22 protein-coding genes are annotated in these 17,052 nt (G+C 67.7%); all 22 read left to right on the forward strand.

Annotated elements, in window-relative coordinates:
* Nucleotides 1-2: 2 nt before the first annotated feature.
* Nucleotides 3-539 (forward strand): 50S ribosomal protein L6, encoded by a 537-nt coding sequence (gene rplF / locus ITJ66_RS06655; RefSeq protein WP_064296694.1) that lies wholly within the window; start codon nucleotides 3-5, stop codon nucleotides 537-539.
* A gap of 2 nt (nucleotides 540-541) precedes the next feature.
* The gene (gene rplR, locus ITJ66_RS06660) at nucleotides 542-901 is read left to right on the forward strand and encodes a 50S ribosomal protein L18 (RefSeq protein ID WP_064296693.1); all 360 of its coding nucleotides are present in this window, start codon (nucleotides 542-544) and stop codon (nucleotides 899-901) included.
* Between the two features lie 38 nt (nucleotides 902-939).
* Nucleotides 940-1,608: a 30S ribosomal protein S5 gene (gene rpsE / locus ITJ66_RS19755; RefSeq protein ID WP_229939737.1), complete on the forward strand. Its 669-nt coding sequence runs from the start codon at nucleotides 940-942 to the stop codon at nucleotides 1,606-1,608.
* Entirely contained in the window at nucleotides 1,608-1,790 is a 183-nt protein-coding gene (gene rpmD, locus ITJ66_RS06670; protein WP_079001710.1) for a 50S ribosomal protein L30, read from the forward strand. Before rpsE ends, rpmD begins: the two co-directional genes overlap by 1 nt.
* Complete coding sequence (gene rplO, locus ITJ66_RS06675; RefSeq protein WP_079705265.1) at nucleotides 1,790-2,386, forward strand: 50S ribosomal protein L15; 597 nt, start codon at nucleotides 1,790-1,792, stop codon at nucleotides 2,384-2,386. The genes rpmD and rplO overlap by 1 nt, the downstream gene beginning before the upstream one ends.
* A 93-nt stretch (nucleotides 2,387-2,479) precedes the next feature.
* Nucleotides 2,480-3,808, forward strand: a complete 1,329-nt coding sequence (gene secY / locus ITJ66_RS06680; protein WP_085510249.1) for a preprotein translocase subunit SecY — start codon at nucleotides 2,480-2,482, stop codon at nucleotides 3,806-3,808.
* Nucleotides 3,805-4,410, forward strand: coding sequence for an adenylate kinase (locus ITJ66_RS06685; protein WP_124768820.1), 606 nt, complete (start codon nucleotides 3,805-3,807; stop codon nucleotides 4,408-4,410). Before secY ends, ITJ66_RS06685 begins: the two co-directional genes overlap by 4 nt.
* Nucleotides 4,411-4,431: 21 nt before the next feature.
* Entirely contained in the window at nucleotides 4,432-5,271 is an 840-nt protein-coding gene (gene map, locus ITJ66_RS06690; RefSeq protein WP_194644109.1) for a type I methionyl aminopeptidase, read from the forward strand.
* Between the two features lie 57 nt (nucleotides 5,272-5,328).
* A complete protein-coding gene (locus ITJ66_RS06695) occupies nucleotides 5,329-6,213 on the forward strand; it encodes an aminodeoxychorismate lyase (protein WP_213014296.1) in 885 nt (294 codons plus the stop codon).
* 149 nt (nucleotides 6,214-6,362) lie between these two features.
* Complete coding sequence (gene infA / locus ITJ66_RS06700; protein WP_017885304.1) at nucleotides 6,363-6,584, forward strand: translation initiation factor IF-1; 222 nt, start codon at nucleotides 6,363-6,365, stop codon at nucleotides 6,582-6,584.
* Nucleotides 6,585-6,664: 80 nt separating this feature from the next.
* Nucleotides 6,665-6,778, forward strand: coding sequence for a 50S ribosomal protein L36 (rpmJ, locus tag ITJ66_RS06705; RefSeq protein ID WP_021759549.1), 114 nt, complete (start codon nucleotides 6,665-6,667; stop codon nucleotides 6,776-6,778).
* Nucleotides 6,779-6,940: 162 nt separating this feature from the next.
* Nucleotides 6,941-7,315, forward strand: coding sequence for a 30S ribosomal protein S13 (rpsM, locus tag ITJ66_RS06710; protein WP_064296688.1), 375 nt, complete (start codon nucleotides 6,941-6,943; stop codon nucleotides 7,313-7,315).
* 41 nt (nucleotides 7,316-7,356) lie between these two features.
* Nucleotides 7,357-7,755: a 30S ribosomal protein S11 gene (gene rpsK, locus ITJ66_RS06715; RefSeq protein ID WP_056008094.1), complete on the forward strand. Its 399-nt coding sequence runs from the start codon at nucleotides 7,357-7,359 to the stop codon at nucleotides 7,753-7,755.
* A 157-nt stretch (nucleotides 7,756-7,912) separates the two neighbouring features.
* Nucleotides 7,913-8,905 carry a DNA-directed RNA polymerase subunit alpha gene (locus ITJ66_RS06720; RefSeq protein WP_056008091.1) on the forward strand — a complete coding sequence of 331 codons (993 nt, stop codon included), beginning with the start codon at nucleotides 7,913-7,915 and terminating at the stop codon, nucleotides 8,903-8,905.
* A 44-nt stretch (nucleotides 8,906-8,949) separates the two neighbouring features.
* Nucleotides 8,950-9,507 carry a 50S ribosomal protein L17 gene (rplQ, locus tag ITJ66_RS06725; RefSeq protein ID WP_085510253.1) on the forward strand — a complete coding sequence of 186 codons (558 nt, stop codon included), beginning with the start codon at nucleotides 8,950-8,952 and terminating at the stop codon, nucleotides 9,505-9,507.
* Nucleotides 9,508-9,602: 95 nt separating this feature from the next.
* Nucleotides 9,603-10,616 carry a GNAT family N-acetyltransferase gene (locus ITJ66_RS06730; RefSeq protein WP_194644111.1) on the forward strand — a complete coding sequence of 338 codons (1,014 nt, stop codon included), beginning with the start codon at nucleotides 9,603-9,605 and terminating at the stop codon, nucleotides 10,614-10,616.
* A complete protein-coding gene (gene truA, locus ITJ66_RS06735) occupies nucleotides 10,606-11,550 on the forward strand; it encodes a tRNA pseudouridine(38-40) synthase TruA (RefSeq protein ID WP_194644113.1) in 945 nt (314 codons plus the stop codon). The genes ITJ66_RS06730 and truA overlap by 11 nt, the downstream gene beginning before the upstream one ends.
* A 176-nt stretch (nucleotides 11,551-11,726) precedes the next feature.
* Complete coding sequence (rplM, locus tag ITJ66_RS06740) at nucleotides 11,727-12,173, forward strand: 50S ribosomal protein L13 (RefSeq protein WP_071259493.1); 447 nt, start codon at nucleotides 11,727-11,729, stop codon at nucleotides 12,171-12,173.
* 28 nt (nucleotides 12,174-12,201) lie between these two features.
* Nucleotides 12,202-12,687, forward strand: a complete 486-nt coding sequence (gene rpsI, locus ITJ66_RS06745; RefSeq protein WP_064296683.1) for a 30S ribosomal protein S9 — start codon at nucleotides 12,202-12,204, stop codon at nucleotides 12,685-12,687.
* Between the two features lie 25 nt (nucleotides 12,688-12,712).
* Nucleotides 12,713-14,074 (forward strand): phosphoglucosamine mutase, encoded by a 1,362-nt coding sequence (gene glmM / locus ITJ66_RS06750; protein WP_194644115.1) that lies wholly within the window; start codon nucleotides 12,713-12,715, stop codon nucleotides 14,072-14,074.
* A 46-nt stretch (nucleotides 14,075-14,120) separates the two neighbouring features.
* Entirely contained in the window at nucleotides 14,121-15,074 is a 954-nt protein-coding gene (coaA, locus tag ITJ66_RS06755) for a type I pantothenate kinase (protein ID WP_064296681.1), read from the forward strand.
* A 126-nt stretch (nucleotides 15,075-15,200) separates the two neighbouring features.
* Nucleotides 15,201-17,048, forward strand: a complete 1,848-nt coding sequence (gene glmS / locus ITJ66_RS06760) for a glutamine--fructose-6-phosphate transaminase (isomerizing) (protein ID WP_194644116.1) — start codon at nucleotides 15,201-15,203, stop codon at nucleotides 17,046-17,048.
* The last annotated feature ends 4 nt before the right edge of the window (nucleotides 17,049-17,052 follow it).

Consider the following 17,052-nt stretch of genomic DNA (forward strand, 5'->3'; position numbering starts at 1 on the left):
TCATGTCTCGTATTGGAAGACTCCCCATCGACATCCCGGCAGGCGTCACCATCGACGTCGCCGGTCAGAACGTCACCGTCAAGGGCCCGAAGGGTGAGCTCCAGCTCACCGTCGCGAGCCCCATCGAGGTCAAGCTCGAAGACGCACAGCTGCTCGTCACGCGTCCCGACGACGAGCGCAACTCGCGCTCGCTCCACGGCCTGACCCGCACGCTCATCGCGAACCAGATCATCGGCGTCACCCAGGGCTACACCAAGGGCCTCGAGGTCGTCGGTACCGGTTACCGCGTCGCTCAGAAGGGCAGCGCCGTCGAGTTCGCGCTCGGCTTCTCGCACCCCGTCACCGTCGAGCCGCCGGTCGGCATCACGCTGACCGTCGAGGGCAACAACAAGCTCACGGTCGCCGGTATCGACAAGCAGGCCGTCGGCGAGGTCGCCGCCAACATCCGTAAGATCCGCAAGCCCGAGCCGTACAAGGGCAAGGGTGTGCGCTACGCCGGCGAGATCGTGCGTCGCAAGGCCGGAAAGGCTGGTAAGTAACCATGGCTCGTCCAACGAAGACTGCCGCACGTGGCCGTCGCCACACGCGTCTGCGCAAGAAGGTCGAGGGCACCGCGGTCCGTCCGCGCCTCGTCGTCAACCGTTCAGCCCGTCACGTGTTCGTGCAGGTTGTCGATGACACGAAGGGTCACACCCTCGTCTCCGCCTCGACCATGGAGGACACCCTCCGGACGTTCGACGGCGACAAGACCGCCAAGTCGCGCAAGGTCGGCGAACTCATCGCCGAGCGTGCCAAGGCAGCCGGCATCGACGATGTCGTATTTGACCGTGGAGGCAACCGCTACGCAGGTCGCGTGGCAGCAATTGCCGATGGTGCTCGAGAGGGCGGATTGAACCTGTGAGCGAAGACAACAAGCAGCAGCAAGAGCCTGTGGCGACCGTGGCCGAGGCCCCGGTCGAGACCGCGGCATCGACGGCGCCCACCGGCGACCGCGAGCCGCGCGAGGCGCGCCGCGGCGGCCGCGAGCGCAACCCCAACCGCGACCGCGGTAGCCGCGACAGCGACAAGAGCCAGTTCCTGGAGCGCGTCGTGACCATCAACCGTGTCTCGAAGGTCGTGAAGGGTGGTCGTCGCTTCAGCTTCACCGCCCTCGTGGTCGTCGGTGACGGCAACGGCATGGTTGGCGTCGGCTACGGCAAGGCTCGCGAAGTCCCGCTCGCGATCGCGAAGGGCGTCGAAGAGGCGAAGAAGAACTTCTTCCGCGTCCCGCGCGTCGGCTCGACCATCCCGCACCCCACCCAGGGTGAGGCAGCAGCCGGTGTGGTGCTCCTGCGCCCCGCCGCCGCTGGTACCGGTGTCATCGCCGGTGGTCCCGTCCGCGCCGTCCTCGAGTGCGCCGGCATCCACGACGTGCTGAGCAAGTCGCTCGGTTCGTCCAACACGATCAACATCGTCCACGCGACCGTCACGGCGCTGAAGCAGCTCGAGGAACCTCGTGCCGTCGCAGCCCGTCGTGGTCTCGAGTTCGACCAGGTCGCTCCGGCCCGCCTGCTCCGTGCAGAGGCAGAGGCCGTTCAGGCGGCCGCTGCTGCGAAGGTAGGTGCCTGATGGCCCAGCTGAGGATCACCCAGATCAAGGGCAGAATTAGTGAGAAGCAGAACCAGCGCGACACGCTTCGCAGCCTGGGTCTCCGTCGCATCGGTGCTGTCGTCGTCCGCCCGGACAACGCGCAGAACCGCGGCTACGTGAACACTGTTGCTCACCTCGTACAGGTTGAGGAGATCGACTAATGGCTGAGAAGAACGAAACCACTGAGGAGAAGGCCCCCAAGGCCGCTGCGAAGGCAGCTCCGAAGACGGCTGCCGCGAAGGCCGAGCCCAAGGCGAAGGCAGCCCCCAAGGCTGCTGCCGCCAAGAAGCCCGCGAAGGACGAGCCCGCCGAGAAGCGCGAGCAGGTCCTGAAGGTGCACCACCTGCGTCCGGCAGCCGGGGCCAAGAAGTCCCGGATGCGTGTCGGCCGTGGTGAGGCGTCCAAGGGTAAGACCGCCGGTCGTGGTACCAAGGGTACGAAGGCGCGTTACAACGTCAAGGTCGGCTTCGAGGGTGGGCAGATGCCGCTGCACATGCGCACCCCGAAGCTCCGTGGCTTCAAGAACCCCTTCCGCGTCGAGTACCAGGTCGTGAACCTGGAGAAGCTCGCCGAGCTGTACCCGAAGGGTGGCGACGTCACCACGGTGGACCTCGTCGCCAAGGGTGCCGTCCGGAAGAACGAGAAGGTCAAGGTTCTCGGAAACGGTGACATCTCGGTTAAGCTGAATGTCGCGGTTGACAAGGTCTCCGGCTCAGCTGAGCAGAAGATCGTGGCAGCCGGGGGCAGCGTCAAGTAGCCCTCGGCCGGCTCCGCACAGGAGCTCACTCGGGTGGCCGGCATCATGCCGGTCACCCGGGCCGACCCCGCAACATCTCACAGGAGGCCCCTTTTGTTCAGCGCCATCGGCCGGATCTTCCGGACCCCGGATCTTCGTCGCAAGATCGGGTTCACGCTCGGGATCATCGCCATCTACCGGCTGGGGTCCTTCATCCCCGCTCCGTTCGTGAACTTCCCGAACGTGCAGCAGTGCCTCGCGAACCAGCAGGCCGCCGGCGCATCAGGCCTCTACGAGCTCGTCAACCTCTTCAGTGGTGGCGCGCTCCTCCAACTCTCCATCTTCGCGCTGGGCATCATGCCCTACATCACCGCGTCGATCATCGTCCAGCTCCTCCGCGTGGTCATCCCGCACTTCGAGACCCTGCACAAGGAAGGCCAGTCCGGCCAGGGCAAGCTGACGCAGTACACTCGTTACCTCACGATCTTCCTCGGCATCCTCCAGTCGACGACACTCATCACCGTCGCCAAGAGCGGCGCACTGTTCGGCAACCAGGGCGGCGTCTGCGCCGACCTCATCACCGCCCAGGGCGGCACCTGGTACGGCATGCTCCTCATGGTCGTCACCATGACCGCGGGCACCGGCCTCGTCATGTGGATGGCCGAGCTCGTCACCGAGCGCGGCGTCGGCAACGGCATGTCGCTCCTCATCTTCACCTCGATCGCAGCCACCTTCCCGGGCTCGCTGGCCGCCATCTGGACCGCGAAGGGCCCCGAGGTCTTCCTCCTCGTGCTCGCCGTCGGCCTCGTGATCGTCGGACTCGTCGTCTTCGTCGAGCAGTCGCAACGTCGCATCCCGGTGCAGTACGCGAAGCGCATGGTCGGACGCCGGACGTACGGCGGCAACAACACCTACATCCCCATCAAGGTCAACATGGCCGGTGTGGTGCCCGTCATCTTCGCGTCGTCGATCCTGTACCTGCCGGCCCTCATCGCGCAGTTCAACCAGCCGACGACCGGCACCCCGGCACCCTGGGTCCTGTGGATCCAGCAGTACCTCACCAAGGGCGACCACCCGCTGTACATGCTCATGTACTTCCTGCTCATCGTCGGCTTCACCTACTTCTACGTCGCGATCACCTTCAACCCTGAAGAGGTCGCCGACAACATGAAGAAGTACGGCGGGTTCATCCCCGGCATCCGTGCCGGACGCCCGACGGCCGAATACCTCGACTACGTCCTCACCCGCGTGACCCTGCCCGGATCGATCTACCTGGGGTTGATCGCCCTCCTGCCGCTCATCGCCCTGGCGCTGGTGGGCGCGAACGCCAACTTCCCGTTCGGCGGCGCATCGATCCTCATCATCGTCGGTGTCGGGCTCGAGACGGTCAAGCAGATCGACTCGCAGCTCCAGCAGCGCCACTACGAAGGGCTCCTGCGTTGAGCGCGGCCGGCAAGCCCCGTCTGCTCATCGTCGGTCCTCCGGGATCCGGCAAGGGCACGCAGGCGGCCTTCCTCTCGGAGCGCTTCGGCATCCCCGCGATCTCGACGGGCGACATCTTCCGCGCTCACATCAAGGGCGGCACACCGCTCGGCAAGCAGGTCCAGGAGCTCGTGCGCGGGGGCGGGTACGTTCCCGACTCGGTCACCAACGAGATCGTCCGGGGCCGTCTGCACGAGCCTGATGCGATCGACGGATTCCTGCTCGACGGATACCCGCGGACGACCGACCAGGTCGTCGCGCTGGACGCGCTGCTCGCCGAGAGCGGAGCGAGTCTGGACGCCGTCGTGCTGTTGGAGGCCGACACCGAAGAGGTCGTCGTGCGGCTGCTGAAGCGTGCAGAAGCCGAAGGTCGTCCCGACGACACGGAAGAGGTCATCCGTCACCGGCTGGAGCTCTACGCGCAGGAGACCGCCCCGCTGATCGAGGTCTTCACCGCTCGTGGACTCGTCGTGGCCGTCGACGGTCTCGGCGAGGTCGCCGAGGTCACCGCTCGGATCGACGCGGCCCTCGCCGCCCGCGGCATCATCGTTCCGGCCGTCTGACGCACCGACACGTCCACCACGGTGTTCCGGAAGTCGATCTACAAGACCCCTGACCAGATCCGCGCCATGATCGCGCCGGGGCTGGCCACAGCGGCATCGCTCGATGCGGTGCGCGCGCTCGTCGCCCCCGGGGTGACGACGCTGCAACTCGACGCGGCTGCCGAGGCGGCCATCGTCGCGGCCGGCGGGCACTCCAACTTCAAGCTCGTGCCCGGCTATCGCCACACGGTCTGCACCTCGGTCAACGAGGACGTGGTCCACGGCATCCCCGGGTCTCGCGTGCTGCAGGCGGGCGACATCGTGTCGATCGACAGCGGCGCCGAGATCGACGGCTGGAACGGCGACTCCGCGATGACCGTCGTGCTGCCCGATCCCACGCGCCCGGAGCTCATCACCGAGCGCGAGCGCCTTTCGGCGTTGACGGAGGGTTCGCTGTGGGCCGGGATCGCCGAGCTCGCGACCGCCCGACACCTCAACCAGGTCGGTGCCGCGATCGAGGAGTACGTCGAGGACCACTCACCCGAGGGGAAGCCCTACGGGATCCTCACGGACTACGTCGGGCACGGCATCGGACGCACGATGCACGAGGCACCGCCGGTGTTCAACTACCGGGTCCGTCAGCGTGGACCCGAAGTGAAGCCCGGACTCGTGGTGGCCATCGAACCCATGGTGGTCGCCGGGAGCCCAGACACCTTCGTCCGCGACGACGAATGGACCGTCGCCACCCTCGACGGCGGCTCGGCGGCGCACTGGGAGCACAGCGTCGCCGTGCACCGCGACGGCATCTGGGTCCTGACCGCTCACGATGGCGGAGCCGCCGCCCTCGCCGCCTTCGGCGTCACCCCGGTCCGTCCCGCCTGACCGCGCGGCCGCCTGGTCGCCGGCCGGACCTCCTCCGTCCCGGTAGAGTTGCTCGGCATGAGCGTGCCGATCGTGTTCCTTCTCGACGTCCTCCCCGCAGACACCGTCATCGACGACGCCGACCTCGCGGCCACGATCACGCCGGCCGGCGACGGGTCCGGTGTCTTGAGCGTCTTCGACCTGGGCCCCGCGCGGGGGGATGGGATCTTCGAGACGATCGGTGTCGTCGGCCGGCACCCGCAGTCGGTCGAGGCGCACCTCGATCGACTGACCGAGTCGGCGGCGATCCTCGATCTGCCCGCGCCGAACCACGCACAGTGGCGGCTCGCCATCGCCCGCGCGGTCGCGGAACTCCCCGACGTCGATCAGAGCGCCGTCCGACTCGTCGTGACGCGGGGGAGTGGCGGACGGCCGACCGCGTGGATCTCGGCGACGCCGGCTGACGGGTTCCCCGAGCGCGAGAACGGCATCGAGGTCGTCCTGCTCGACCGCGGTCTCGCGAGCGACGTGCAGGAGCGTTCGCCGTGGCTGCTCGCCGGTGCCAAGACGCTGTCGTACGCGGTCAACATGGCCGCGCTCCGTGAGGCGCACCGACGTGGAGCGGACGACGTGCTCTTCGTCAGCAGCGACGGCTTCGTCCTCGAAGGACCCACCTCCACCGTGGTCGTGCGGATCGGCGGCACCTTCGTGACACCGCCTCCGTCGAGTGGCATCCTGCCCGGCACCACGCAGCTCGCGCTCTGGGCCCGTCTCGAGGAGCAGGGGCTCCCGCACGAGTACCGGATGCTGACACCGGAGGACGTGCTCGACGCGGAGGCGGCTTGGCTGCTCTCCAGCGTCCGACTGGCCGCGCCGGTGCGTGGCGTGGACGGGCGTCCGCTGCCGATGGACGCCGGTCTCACGGCGCAGATCAACGACGCGCTGCGCTCCCGCACCGACTGACGGGCCCTGGCCGACGTTGAGTTGGCGAAACCCGGAAACATAGCATAGAATCGATCTTTGGTGCTTTCTGCATGCCTTCGGCGAGCCGACATCCGCACCGCAATCCATCCGCACGACCAGTGCGACTCAACCTGAGCGACAGTGAGGCTATGGCCAAAAAAGACGGCGTCATCGAGATCGAGGGCCAAGTGGTCGAGGCTCTGCCCAACGCGATGTTCCGCGTTGAGCTGACCAACGGACACAAGGTACTTGCCCACATTTCGGGCAAAATGCGTCAGCACTACATCCGCATCCTCCCAGAGGACCGCGTGATCGTGGAACTGACCCCCTACGACCTGACCCGTGGTCGGATCGTCTACCGCTACAAGTAGGTCGCGCTGTAAGTAACGGCCGGACGCGCCGCCACCATCCGGTGGTGGGCCCGGCACGATGACAGCGAAAAGAGAGAACTATGAAGGTCAAGCCCAGCGTCAAGAAGATCTGCGACAAGTGCAAGGTCATCCGTCGCAACGGCCGCGTCATGGTCATCTGCGAGAACCCGCGCCACAAGCAGCGCCAGGGTTGATTTCAGAGGATCTGCAGCACGCAGCCCTGAGCAACACAGCACCACCCCTCTAACGGCAGTTCCAGATCCCGCAGCACATCGTGCGCCGCGGGTGACACCTCGGGTCGGAGGCCCGAGCACCGGAACTGCTCCACACCTCCACAACTCCTAGGAGAAGCCACCATGGCACGTCTCGCCGGCGTAGACATCCCACGCGACAAGCGCGTGGAAGTTGCACTGACGTACATCTACGGTGTTGGCCGCACGCGGTCACTCAAGACCCTCGCCGACACCGGCATCAGCGGAGACATCCGCGTGAAGGATCTCACCGATGACCAGCTGATCGCCCTGCGCGATTACATCGAGGGCACCTTCAAGGTCGAGGGTGACCTCCGCCGTGAGGTCGCCGCCGACATCCGCCGCAAGGTGGAGATCGGGTCCTACCAGGGCATCCGTCACCGTCGTGGACTTCCGGTCCGCGGCCAGCGCACCAAGACCAACGCGCGCACCCGCAAGGGCCCGAAGCGCACCGTCGCCGGCAAGAAGAAGGCTCGCTAGGCCCCGCCTAGTCGCCTCGTCATAGGACTCAGGAGATATTCATGGCAGCACCAAAGTCGGCCGTTCGGAAGCCGCGTAAGAAGGAAAAGAAGAACATCGCCGTGGGCCAGGCCCACATCAAGTCGACGTTCAACAACACGATCGTCTCGATCACCGACCCCTCGGGTGCGGTCATCAGCTGGGCTTCGTCCGGTGGCGTCGGCTTCAAGGGTTCGCGTAAGTCGACCCCGTTCGCCGCACAGCTCGCCGCCGAGTCGGCTGCGCGTCAGGCGCAGGAGCACGGCATGAAGAAGGTCGACGTCTTCGTCAAGGGACCCGGCTCCGGCCGCGAGACCGCGATCCGTTCCCTCCAGGCCGCAGGCCTCGAGGTCGGCTCGATCAACGACGTCACGCCTCAGGCACACAACGGCTGCCGCCCCCCGAAGCGTCGCCGCGTCTAATTCCTTCGGTTCACCGGCCGTGATCCGTCCGTAGCGATCGTCTGATCGCCGCGGACGGATCACGGCATGGTCCTGGTGACCAGGGCCAGCGAACACCATTCACTACCTCGCCAACGCAAGTGTCATATAGCGGACACTTAGCCGAAAGGAATCCATAGTGCTCATCGCACAGCGCCCTACGCTCACCGAAGAATCCATCTCGGAGTTCCGCAGCCGGTTCATCATCGAGCCGCTCGAGCCAGGCTTCGGGTACACCCTCGGGAACTCGCTCCGTCGCACCCTGCTGTCGTCCATCCCGGGTGCAGCCGTCACCAGCATCCGCATCGACGGCGTGCTGCACGAGTTCAGCACGATCCCCGGTGTCAAGGAAGACGTCACCGAGATCATCCTGAACATCAAAGGCCTCGTCGTCTCCAGCGAGCACGACGAGCCGATCACGGCGTACCTCCGCAAGACCGGCGCAGGCCAGGTCACCGCAGCGGACATCTCGGCTCCGGCCGGCGTCGAGGTCCACAACCCGGACCTCGTCATCGCGACCCTCAACGACAAGGCGAAGTTCGAGCTCGAGCTCACGATCGAGCGTGGCCGCGGCTACGTGTCGGCCACGCAGAACCGCAACGAGTTCAGTGAAGCCGGTCAGATCCCCGTCGACTCGATCTACTCGCCCGTCCTCAAGGTGACCTACCGCGTCGAGGCGACTCGTGCCGGTGAGCGCACCGACTTCGACCGCCTGGTCGTCGACGTCGAGTCGAAGCCGGCCATCACGCCGCGCGACGCCATCGCGTCGGCCGGTCGCACGCTGACCGAGCTGTTCGGCCTGGCTCGCGAGCTCAACACCGCCGCAGAGGGCATCGAGATCGGCCCCGCGCCGGTCGACGCCGTGCTGCCGGGCGAGCTCTCGATCCCGATCGAGGACCTCGACCTCTCCGTGCGCTCGTACAACTGCCTCAAGCGCGAGGGCATCAACAACGTCAGCGAGCTCGTCGCGCTGTCGGAGACGCAGCTCATGAACATCCGCAACTTCGGACAGAAGTCGGTGGATGAAGTTCGCGACAAGCTCACCGAAATGGGCCTCTCCCTGAAGGACTCGGTTCCCGGGTTCGACGGCGCCCACTTCTACAGCGGCTACGACGACGAGACCGTCTCCTAGCACGCGATCCACCTGACGACTTTCCAACCTGAAGAGAGACAAGAATGCCTACTCCCACCAAGGGACCCCGCCTCGGAGGCGGACCTGCCCACGAGCGTCTCCTGCTCGCCAACCTCGCTGCTGCGCTGTTCACCCACAAGCGCATCCAGACCACCGAGACCAAGGCGAAGCGCCTGCGTCCGCTCGCTGAGCGCCTGATCACCTTCGCGAAGCGCGGCGACCTGCACGCCCGCCGTCGGGTGCTCGCGACCATCACCGACAAGAGCGTCGTCCACGAGCTCTTCACGGAGATCGCGCCCCTCGTCGCCGACCGTCAGGGTGGCTACACGCGCATCATCAAGACCGGTTACCGCAAGGGCGACAACGCTCCGATGGCCGTGATCGAGCTCGTCCTCGAGCCCGTCACGCCGAAGGCGAAGCCGGCCAAGCAGTCCGCGAAGCACGCCGCAGCGCCGGTCGACGAGGCTCCGGCCGAGGAGACCCCCGCCGAGACCTCGGCCGACGCCGAGGCGACGGAAGCCGTCGAGGCGACCGAGACCGACGGCGAGTCCGTCGACGCCGGCGAGACCACCGACGAGGCGCCCGCGAAGGACGCCAAGTAGGTTCAGCGACTACACGAACGGAACCCCGCTCTCCACCTGGAGGGCGGGGTTCCGTCGTTTCTGGCGGCGCTGCGACGGTGTCCTAGGCTGGAGACATGAGTACCACTCCCGCCGTTCCGGCCGGCCAGCCGGCCCTGCCACAGCACCCCGACGTCGACCAATGGCGTCCGGCGGTCCGCGCGGACATCGACGACATCGTGGCGCTGTGCCGCGCCATGGATCCGTTCGACAACCCCCACCGGGTGACGAGCCGCGACGAGATCGCGGACCAGTTCGACCACGCGTGGATCGACATGGCTGCGGACAGCCTGCTGGCGATCGCCGCCGACGGCACGCTGGTCGCCTACGCGATGGTGATCCTGTCGCCCTCACGAGACGTGTCCGTGTATTCGTACGTCTTCGGCGGCGTGCATCCCGCATGGCGTGAGCGGGGGATCGGCCGAGCGCTGCTCGCGTGGTCGCTGGAACGGTCCGAGCAGCAGCTGGCCTCCGTCGAGACTGGTGCTCCAGCTTCGTCCCGCGCCTACGTCGACGAACGGAACCCGGGGGCGGCGCGCCTGTTGGAGCGGTTCGGCTTCGCCGTGGCGCGGTACTTCACGATCATGGAACGCGATCTCTCCGCGCCCGTCGACGAGATCGACGTGCCCGACGGTGTCCGGCTCGAGGCGTACCACCCGGACGTGGCCGAACGCACGAGGGAGGCTCGGAACGACTCGTTCCGGGACCACTGGGGCAGCCTGGAGACGGTCCCGGCCATGTGGGAGCAGTTCGTCGGCGGGTCCCATTTCCGAGCCGACCTCTCGGTGGTCGCGATCGACGACGACGGACGGGTCGTCGGCTTCACGCTGGCCGAGGTGGACGAGGACAGCTGGTCCGCGCAGGGGTTCACCAGCGCGTACATCGCCCTCGTCGGGACCGTGCGCGACTGGCGTGGCCGACGACTCGCACCGGCTCTGCTGGCCACGGCGCTTCGTCGGATCCAGGCAGCCGGCCTCGAGCGGGCGACGCTGGAGGTCGACACGGCCAGCCCCACGGGTGCACTCGGGCTGTACGAACGACAGGGCTTCGTCGCGACGACGCGTGATCTGGCGTACGTCCGTGAGCGCTGAACAGGTCGCGGCAGCGGAGGTTCTCCCGACCCAGCGGTTCCGGCTCGCCATCGCGTACGACGGCACGGACTTCGCCGGATGGGCGAAGCAGCCGGGGCTCCGGACGGTCGAGGGGGTCCTGGAGGAGGCGCTGTATCGCGTGCTCGGGAAGACCGTCCCGCCCATGCCACGGTTCGTGGTGGCCGGACGGACGGATGCCGGGGTGCACGCGGCCGGTCAAGTGGCCCACCTCGACCTCACCGAGCCACAGCTCGCGAAGATCACGCGATTGCAGGGGCGCCACGCCGAGTTCCACGACGGGACGCCGCGGAACGAGACCGCGAGCTCCCTCCTCGTGCGTCGACTGAACGGCGTGCTCGGGATGGACCGCGACGTCGTGATCCACACGGCGGAACCGGCGTCGGAGGGCTTCGACGCGCGCTTCTCGGCGGTCTGGCGTCACTACCGCTACCGCCTCGCGGACGCCGACGTCCGCAAGGACCCGATCCTCCGGCGGACGACGAGCTGGACGACGGCGTCGCTCGACGTCGAGCTGCTCCACCGGGCGGCCACCTCGCTCGTCGGGCTCCACGACTTCCAGGCGTACTGCAAACCGAGACCGCGCGCGACGACCATCCGGACCCTGCAGTCCTTCAGCTGGGAGCGGGACGAGGCGGGCGTGCTCGTGGCGAGCCTCACCGCCGACGCGTTCTGCCACAGCATGGTGCGGGCGCTCGTCGGCGCCTGCGTCGCCGTGGGGGAGGGGCGCATGTCGCTCGACGAGGTCGTCCGGCTCCGCGACGGCGGACGCCGCGAGATCGACTTCCGGGTGATGCCGGCGCGCGGACTCACCCTCGTCGAGGTCGGGTACCCCGAGCCGGGGCTGTTGCATGCGCGGGCCGCCGAGACCCGACAGCGGCGGAGCCACGAGCACGTGGAAGCGAGCGCCGAGTGAGGTTCCCGGTGGGAATTGACCGCCGGGACGTCGTCGCGTAGACTCTCCCGTTGGTGCCTGCGCCTTCTGCGGCGCGGTACCCGAAGTTGAGCCCTCCACCTCGGGCGTTCCGTTCGGAACACCCAACAGGAGCGGGATTCACGAACGACCAACTCCGACCAGAAAGCAGCACTATTGTGACGCGCACGTATTCCCCGAAGGCCAGTGAGATCACGCACGACTGGGTCGTCATCGACGCCACCGACGTGGTCCTCGGCCGCCTGGCCAGCCACGCTGCAGCGCTCCTGCGCGGCAAGCACAAGGCGACCTTCTCCCCCCACATGGACGGTGGCGACTTCGTCATCATCATCAACGCCGACAAGGTGGCCCTCACCGGCGCCAAGCTCCTGCAGAAGAAGGCCTACCGCCACTCCGGTTACCCGGGTGGGCTCTCGGCCGTCACCTACGCCGAGCTCCTCGAGAAGAACCCGATCCGCGCCGTCGAGAAGGCGATCCGCGGCATGCTGCCGAAGAACACGCTCGGCCGCGACCAGCTGAAGAAGCTCAAGGTCTACACGGGCAGCGAGCACCCGCACGCCGCTCAGCAGCCCAAGCCGTTCACGCTCGACCAGGTCGCCCAGTAAGCACCGGACAAGAAAAAAGGATTACACAGTGGCGAACATCGCAGATTCCATCGAAGAGACCCCGCAGAGCTACTCCACCGAGTCGGCTCCTGAAGCAGCAGTCACCGCGCCTCGCGCCGTGCTGAGCGTCCCCGGCGCAGCCGTCGGCCGTCGCAAGCAGGCCATCGCCCGCGTGCGTCTCGTCCCCGGCAGCGGCACCATCACGGTCAACGGCCGCACGCTCGAGGACTACTTCCCGAACAAGCTGCACCAGCAGCTCATCAACGACCCGTTCACCGTCCTCGACCTGGCCGGCGGCTACGACGTCATCGCACGCATCTCCGGTGGTGGCCCCTCGGGCCAGGCCGGCGCGCTGCGCCTCGGCATCGCTCGCTCGCTGAACCAGATCGACGAGGAGAACAACCGTGCCACCCTGAAGAAGGCCGGCTTCCTCTCCCGTGACGCTCGCGTCAAGGAGCGCAAGAAGGCCGGACTCAAGAAGGCCCGTAAGGCTCCGCAGTTCTCGAAGCGCTAAGCGCTCTCAAGACAAGCGAAGCTCGATGCCTCAGCTGTTTGGTACCGACGGCGTACGCGGACTCGCGAACGCCGACCTGACGGCAGACCTCGCTCTCGGCCTTGCCCAAGCCACCGCAGTGGTGCTTGGGCAAGGCCGTAGTGCTGAGGCCCGCCGTGCCGCCGGGAAGCGCCCGGTCGCCGTGCTCGCACGCGACCCACGTATCTCCGGCGAGTTCCTGTCCGCCGCCGTCGCGGCGGGCCTGGCGTCCTCGGGCGTCGACGTGCTCGAGGCCGGCGTGCTGCCCACGCCCGCGACGGCGTTCCTCATCGCCGACATCGACGCCGACTTCGGCGTGATGATCTCCGCCTCGCACAACCCAGCGCCCGACAACGGCATCAAGATCTTCGCCCGCGGCGGCACGAAGCTCCCCGACGCGGTGGAACGCCGGATCGAGGAGTACCTCGACCGCCCCAAGCTCAGCCCGACCGGCGCCGACGTCGGCCGGATCATCCGCTTCGCCGACGCCGAGGACCGCTACGTCCTCCACCTGCTCGGCAGCCTCCCGAACCGCCTGGACGGCATCCACGTCGTCCTCGACTGCGCGCACGGCGCGGCCGCGGGTGTGTCGCCGGAGACCTTCCGCGACGCCGGGGCCAAGGTCACGATCATCGGCAACGACCCCGACGGCATGAACATCAACGACGGCGTCGGCTCCACGCACCTCGACCTCCTGTCCAAGGCGGTCCTCGAGCACGGTGCCGACCTCGGCATCGCACACGACGGCGACGCCGACCGTTGCCTCGCGGTCGACGCTGCGGGCAAGGTCGTCGACGGCGATCAGATCATGGCCATCCTCGCGGTCTCGATGCAGGAGCGCGGCAAGCTCAAGGACGACACGCTCGTCGCCACGGTGATGAGCAACCTCGGCCTGCACGTCGCGATGCGCGAGCACGGCATCAACGTCGTCCAGACGGGGGTCGGCGACCGCTACGTCCTCGAGGCGATGAACGCGAACGCCTATTCGCTCGGCGGTGAGCAGTCGGGCCACGTGATCATGGCCGACTACGCCACGACGGGCGACGGCATCCTCACCGGTCTGCACATCGTGGCCGAGATGGCGCGCACCGGGAAGACGCTCGCGGAGCTCGCCGCCGTGATGCAGGTGTATCCGCAGATCCTCGTCAACGTCACCGGTGTCGACCGCACGCGCCTCGTCGGCGACGAGGTCGTCGACGCTGCCGTACGAGCTGCCGAAGCCGAGCTCGGAGACGACGGACGCGTGCTGTTACGGCCGTCCGGCACCGAGCAGCTCGTCCGCGTCATGGTCGAGGCGGCCGACCAGCCGACCGCCGATCGCCTGGCGCACCGCCTCGCCGACGTCGTCCGCGAGCGACTCGCCATCTGAGTCGTCCGGCGGCGGGTCGGCACCTCAGCTGTGGAAGAGTGATCGCATGACTTCGACGACGACGGGCGGTGCCTCCGGGCAGCCGACGCCCTACGTGGAGATCGACCGTGCCGAGTGGGCGCGACTCGCTCCGGAGACGGCCACACCGCTCAGCGAGACCGAGGTCGTGCAGATCCGTGGCCTCGGCGACCGTCTCGACATGCGTGAGGTCGAGGAGGTCTACGTGCCGCTCAGCCGGCTGCTGAGCCTCTATGCGAAGGGCACCCAGGACCTCGGGCGCGCGACGAGCCGGTTCCTCGGCGACCAGGCGCTCCGGACGCCGTTCGTAATCGGTGTGGCGGGTTCCGTGGCCGTCGGCAAGTCGACGATCGCGCGGCTGCTGCGCGAACTGCTGTCGCGCTGGCCGGACACCCCGCACGTCGAACTCGTGACGACCGACGGCTTCCTCTATCCGAACGAGGAGCTCCAGCGGCGGGGCATCATGGATCGCAAGGGCTTCCCCGAGTCCTACGACCGGCGCGCGCTCCTGCGGTTCATCACCGCGGTGAAGAGCGGTGCCGCCGAGGTGCGGGCACCGTTCTACTCGCACCTGCGCTACGACATCATCCCGACGGCACAGGTCGTCGTCCGGCGCCCCGACGTCCTGATCGTCGAGGGCTTGAACGTGCTGCAGCCGGCTGCGACGGCGAGCGGACTCGCGATCAGCGACCTGTTCGACTTCAGCATCTACGTCGACGCACGGACGCGCGACATCGAGTCCTGGTACGTCGACCGCTTCATGGCGCTCAAGCGGGGCGCGTTCTCGAACCCGAACTCCTTCTTCAACGTGTTCGCCGAGCTCTCCGACGAGGAGGCGGCCGATCAGGCGCGCGGGTTCTGGCGCTCGATCAACGAACCGAACCTCATCGACAACATCCGCCCGACCCGCTCACGCGCAAAGCTGGTGCTGCGGAAGGACTCCGATCACACGGTGTCCTCGGTGCTGCTCCGCAAGCTCTGAGCAGCGGCAGGGGAAGGACCCGGGAACCGGTGGATCTCAGCAAGACCGTCCTGCTCCCAGGCTGAGCGTCGGCGCCTCGAGGTTGGTGCAGGATCCTCGCAAAATCGCGCGATTATGCTGCTCTACATGTGTGGAATCGTAGGGTACGTCGGGAACGACAAGACGGTGGACGTCCTCATGGGCGGACTCAAGCGGCTCGAGTACCGGGGGTACGACTCCGCCGGGATCGCCGTGCTCGACGCGACGGGTTCGCTGAACACCCGGAAGCGCGCCGGGAAGCTGGCCGTCCTCACCGAGGACCTCGCCGCGAACCCCATCGCGCCGGGCTCGACCGGTATTGGACACACCCGTTGGGCGACCCACGGTGGACCGACGGACCGCAACGCGCACCCGCACCTCGGTGACGAAGGACGCCTCGCGCTCATCCACAATGGCATCATCGAGAACTTCGCCGAACTGCGCGCGGAGCTCCTCGCGGACGGCTTCACCTTCGAGAGCGACACCGACACCGAGATCGCCGCCGTGCTCATCGGCCGCGAGTACCGTTCCACCGGCGACCTCACCGAAGCCTTCCGTCGCGTCGTCGCCCGCTTGGACGGTGCCTTCACGCTGCTCGCCATGCACCAGGACCTGCCCGGCGTCGTCATCGGTGCGCGTCGGAACTCGCCGCTCGTCATCGGGCTCGGCGACGGCGAGAACTTCCTCGGGTCGGACGTCGCCGCGTTCGTGCAGTACACCCAGCGCGCGGTCGCGATCGGCCAGGACCAGATGGTCGTCATCACGCCCGACGACGTGACGGTCACCGACTTCTCCGGCAACCACGTCGTGACCGAGCCGTTCGAGATCCAGTGGGACGCTTCGGCGGCCGACAAGGGCGGCTGGTCGAGCTTCATGGCGAAGGAGATCAGCGAGGAGCCCGACGCGGTCGCGAACACGATCCGCGGGCGGGTCGAGGGCGGCCAGGTCGTCATCCCCGAACTCGCCGGTCTCGATGAGCTCTTCCTCGACATCAGCCGCATCGTGATCATCGCGTGCGGCACCGCCGCCTACGCGGGCACGGTCGGCACCTACGCGATCGAGCGCTGGGCCGGGATCCCGGTCACCGTCGAGCTGAGCCACGAGTTCCGCTACCGTGACCCGGTCATCGACGCGCGCACGCTCGTCATCTCGGTGAGCCAGTCGGGCGAGACCATGGACACGCTCATGGCGGTGCGTTTCGCGAGCGAGTCCGGCGCGAAGACCCTGTCGATCTGCAACACCCAGGGCGCCACGATCGCGCGCGAGTCGGACGCCGTGGTGTACACCCACGCGGGGCCCGAGGTCGCGGTCGCGTCCACGAAGGCGTTCACCGCTCAGATCACGGCGCTGTACCTGTTCGGGCTGCACCTCGCGCGGGTCCGCGGCACGCAGACCCCGGCGTTCCTGGCGTCGCAGGTCGAGGAGCTGCAGGCCGTGCCCGACAAGATCGCCAGCATCCTCGGGGCCTCCGAGAAGATCGCGCAGCTCGCCCACTGGATGGCCGACTCCCGGGCCGTGCTCTTCCTCGGCCGCCACGTGGGGTACCCGATCGCGCTCGAGGGTGCGCTGAAGCTCAAGGAGCTCGCGTACATCCACGCTGAAGGCTTCGCCGGTGGCGAGCTCAAGCACGGCCCGATCGCCCTGATCGAGCCGGGCCAGCCCGTCTTCGTCGTCGTCCCGAGCCCGCGTGGCTCGGCAATCCTGCACCCGAAGGTCATCTCGACCATCGAGGAGATCCGCGCACGTGGTGCCCGGGTCATCGCGATCGCGGAGCAGGGCGACGCCGCCGTCCTGCCCTCGGCCGACGAGGTCATCCCGATCCCGCTCGCCGGTCCGCTGTTCGAGCCCCTGCTCGCCGTCATCCCGCTGCACATCTTCGCGATGGAGCTCGCGACGGCGAAGGGCCTCGACGTTGACCAGCCGCGCAACCTCGCGAAGTCCGTCACGGTCGAGTAGGGGC

Origin of the sequence: Plantibacter sp. VKM Ac-2885, from assembly GCF_015351205.1 — a bacterium.
Classification (GTDB): Bacteria; Actinomycetota; Actinomycetes; order Actinomycetales; family Microbacteriaceae; genus Plantibacter; species Plantibacter auratus.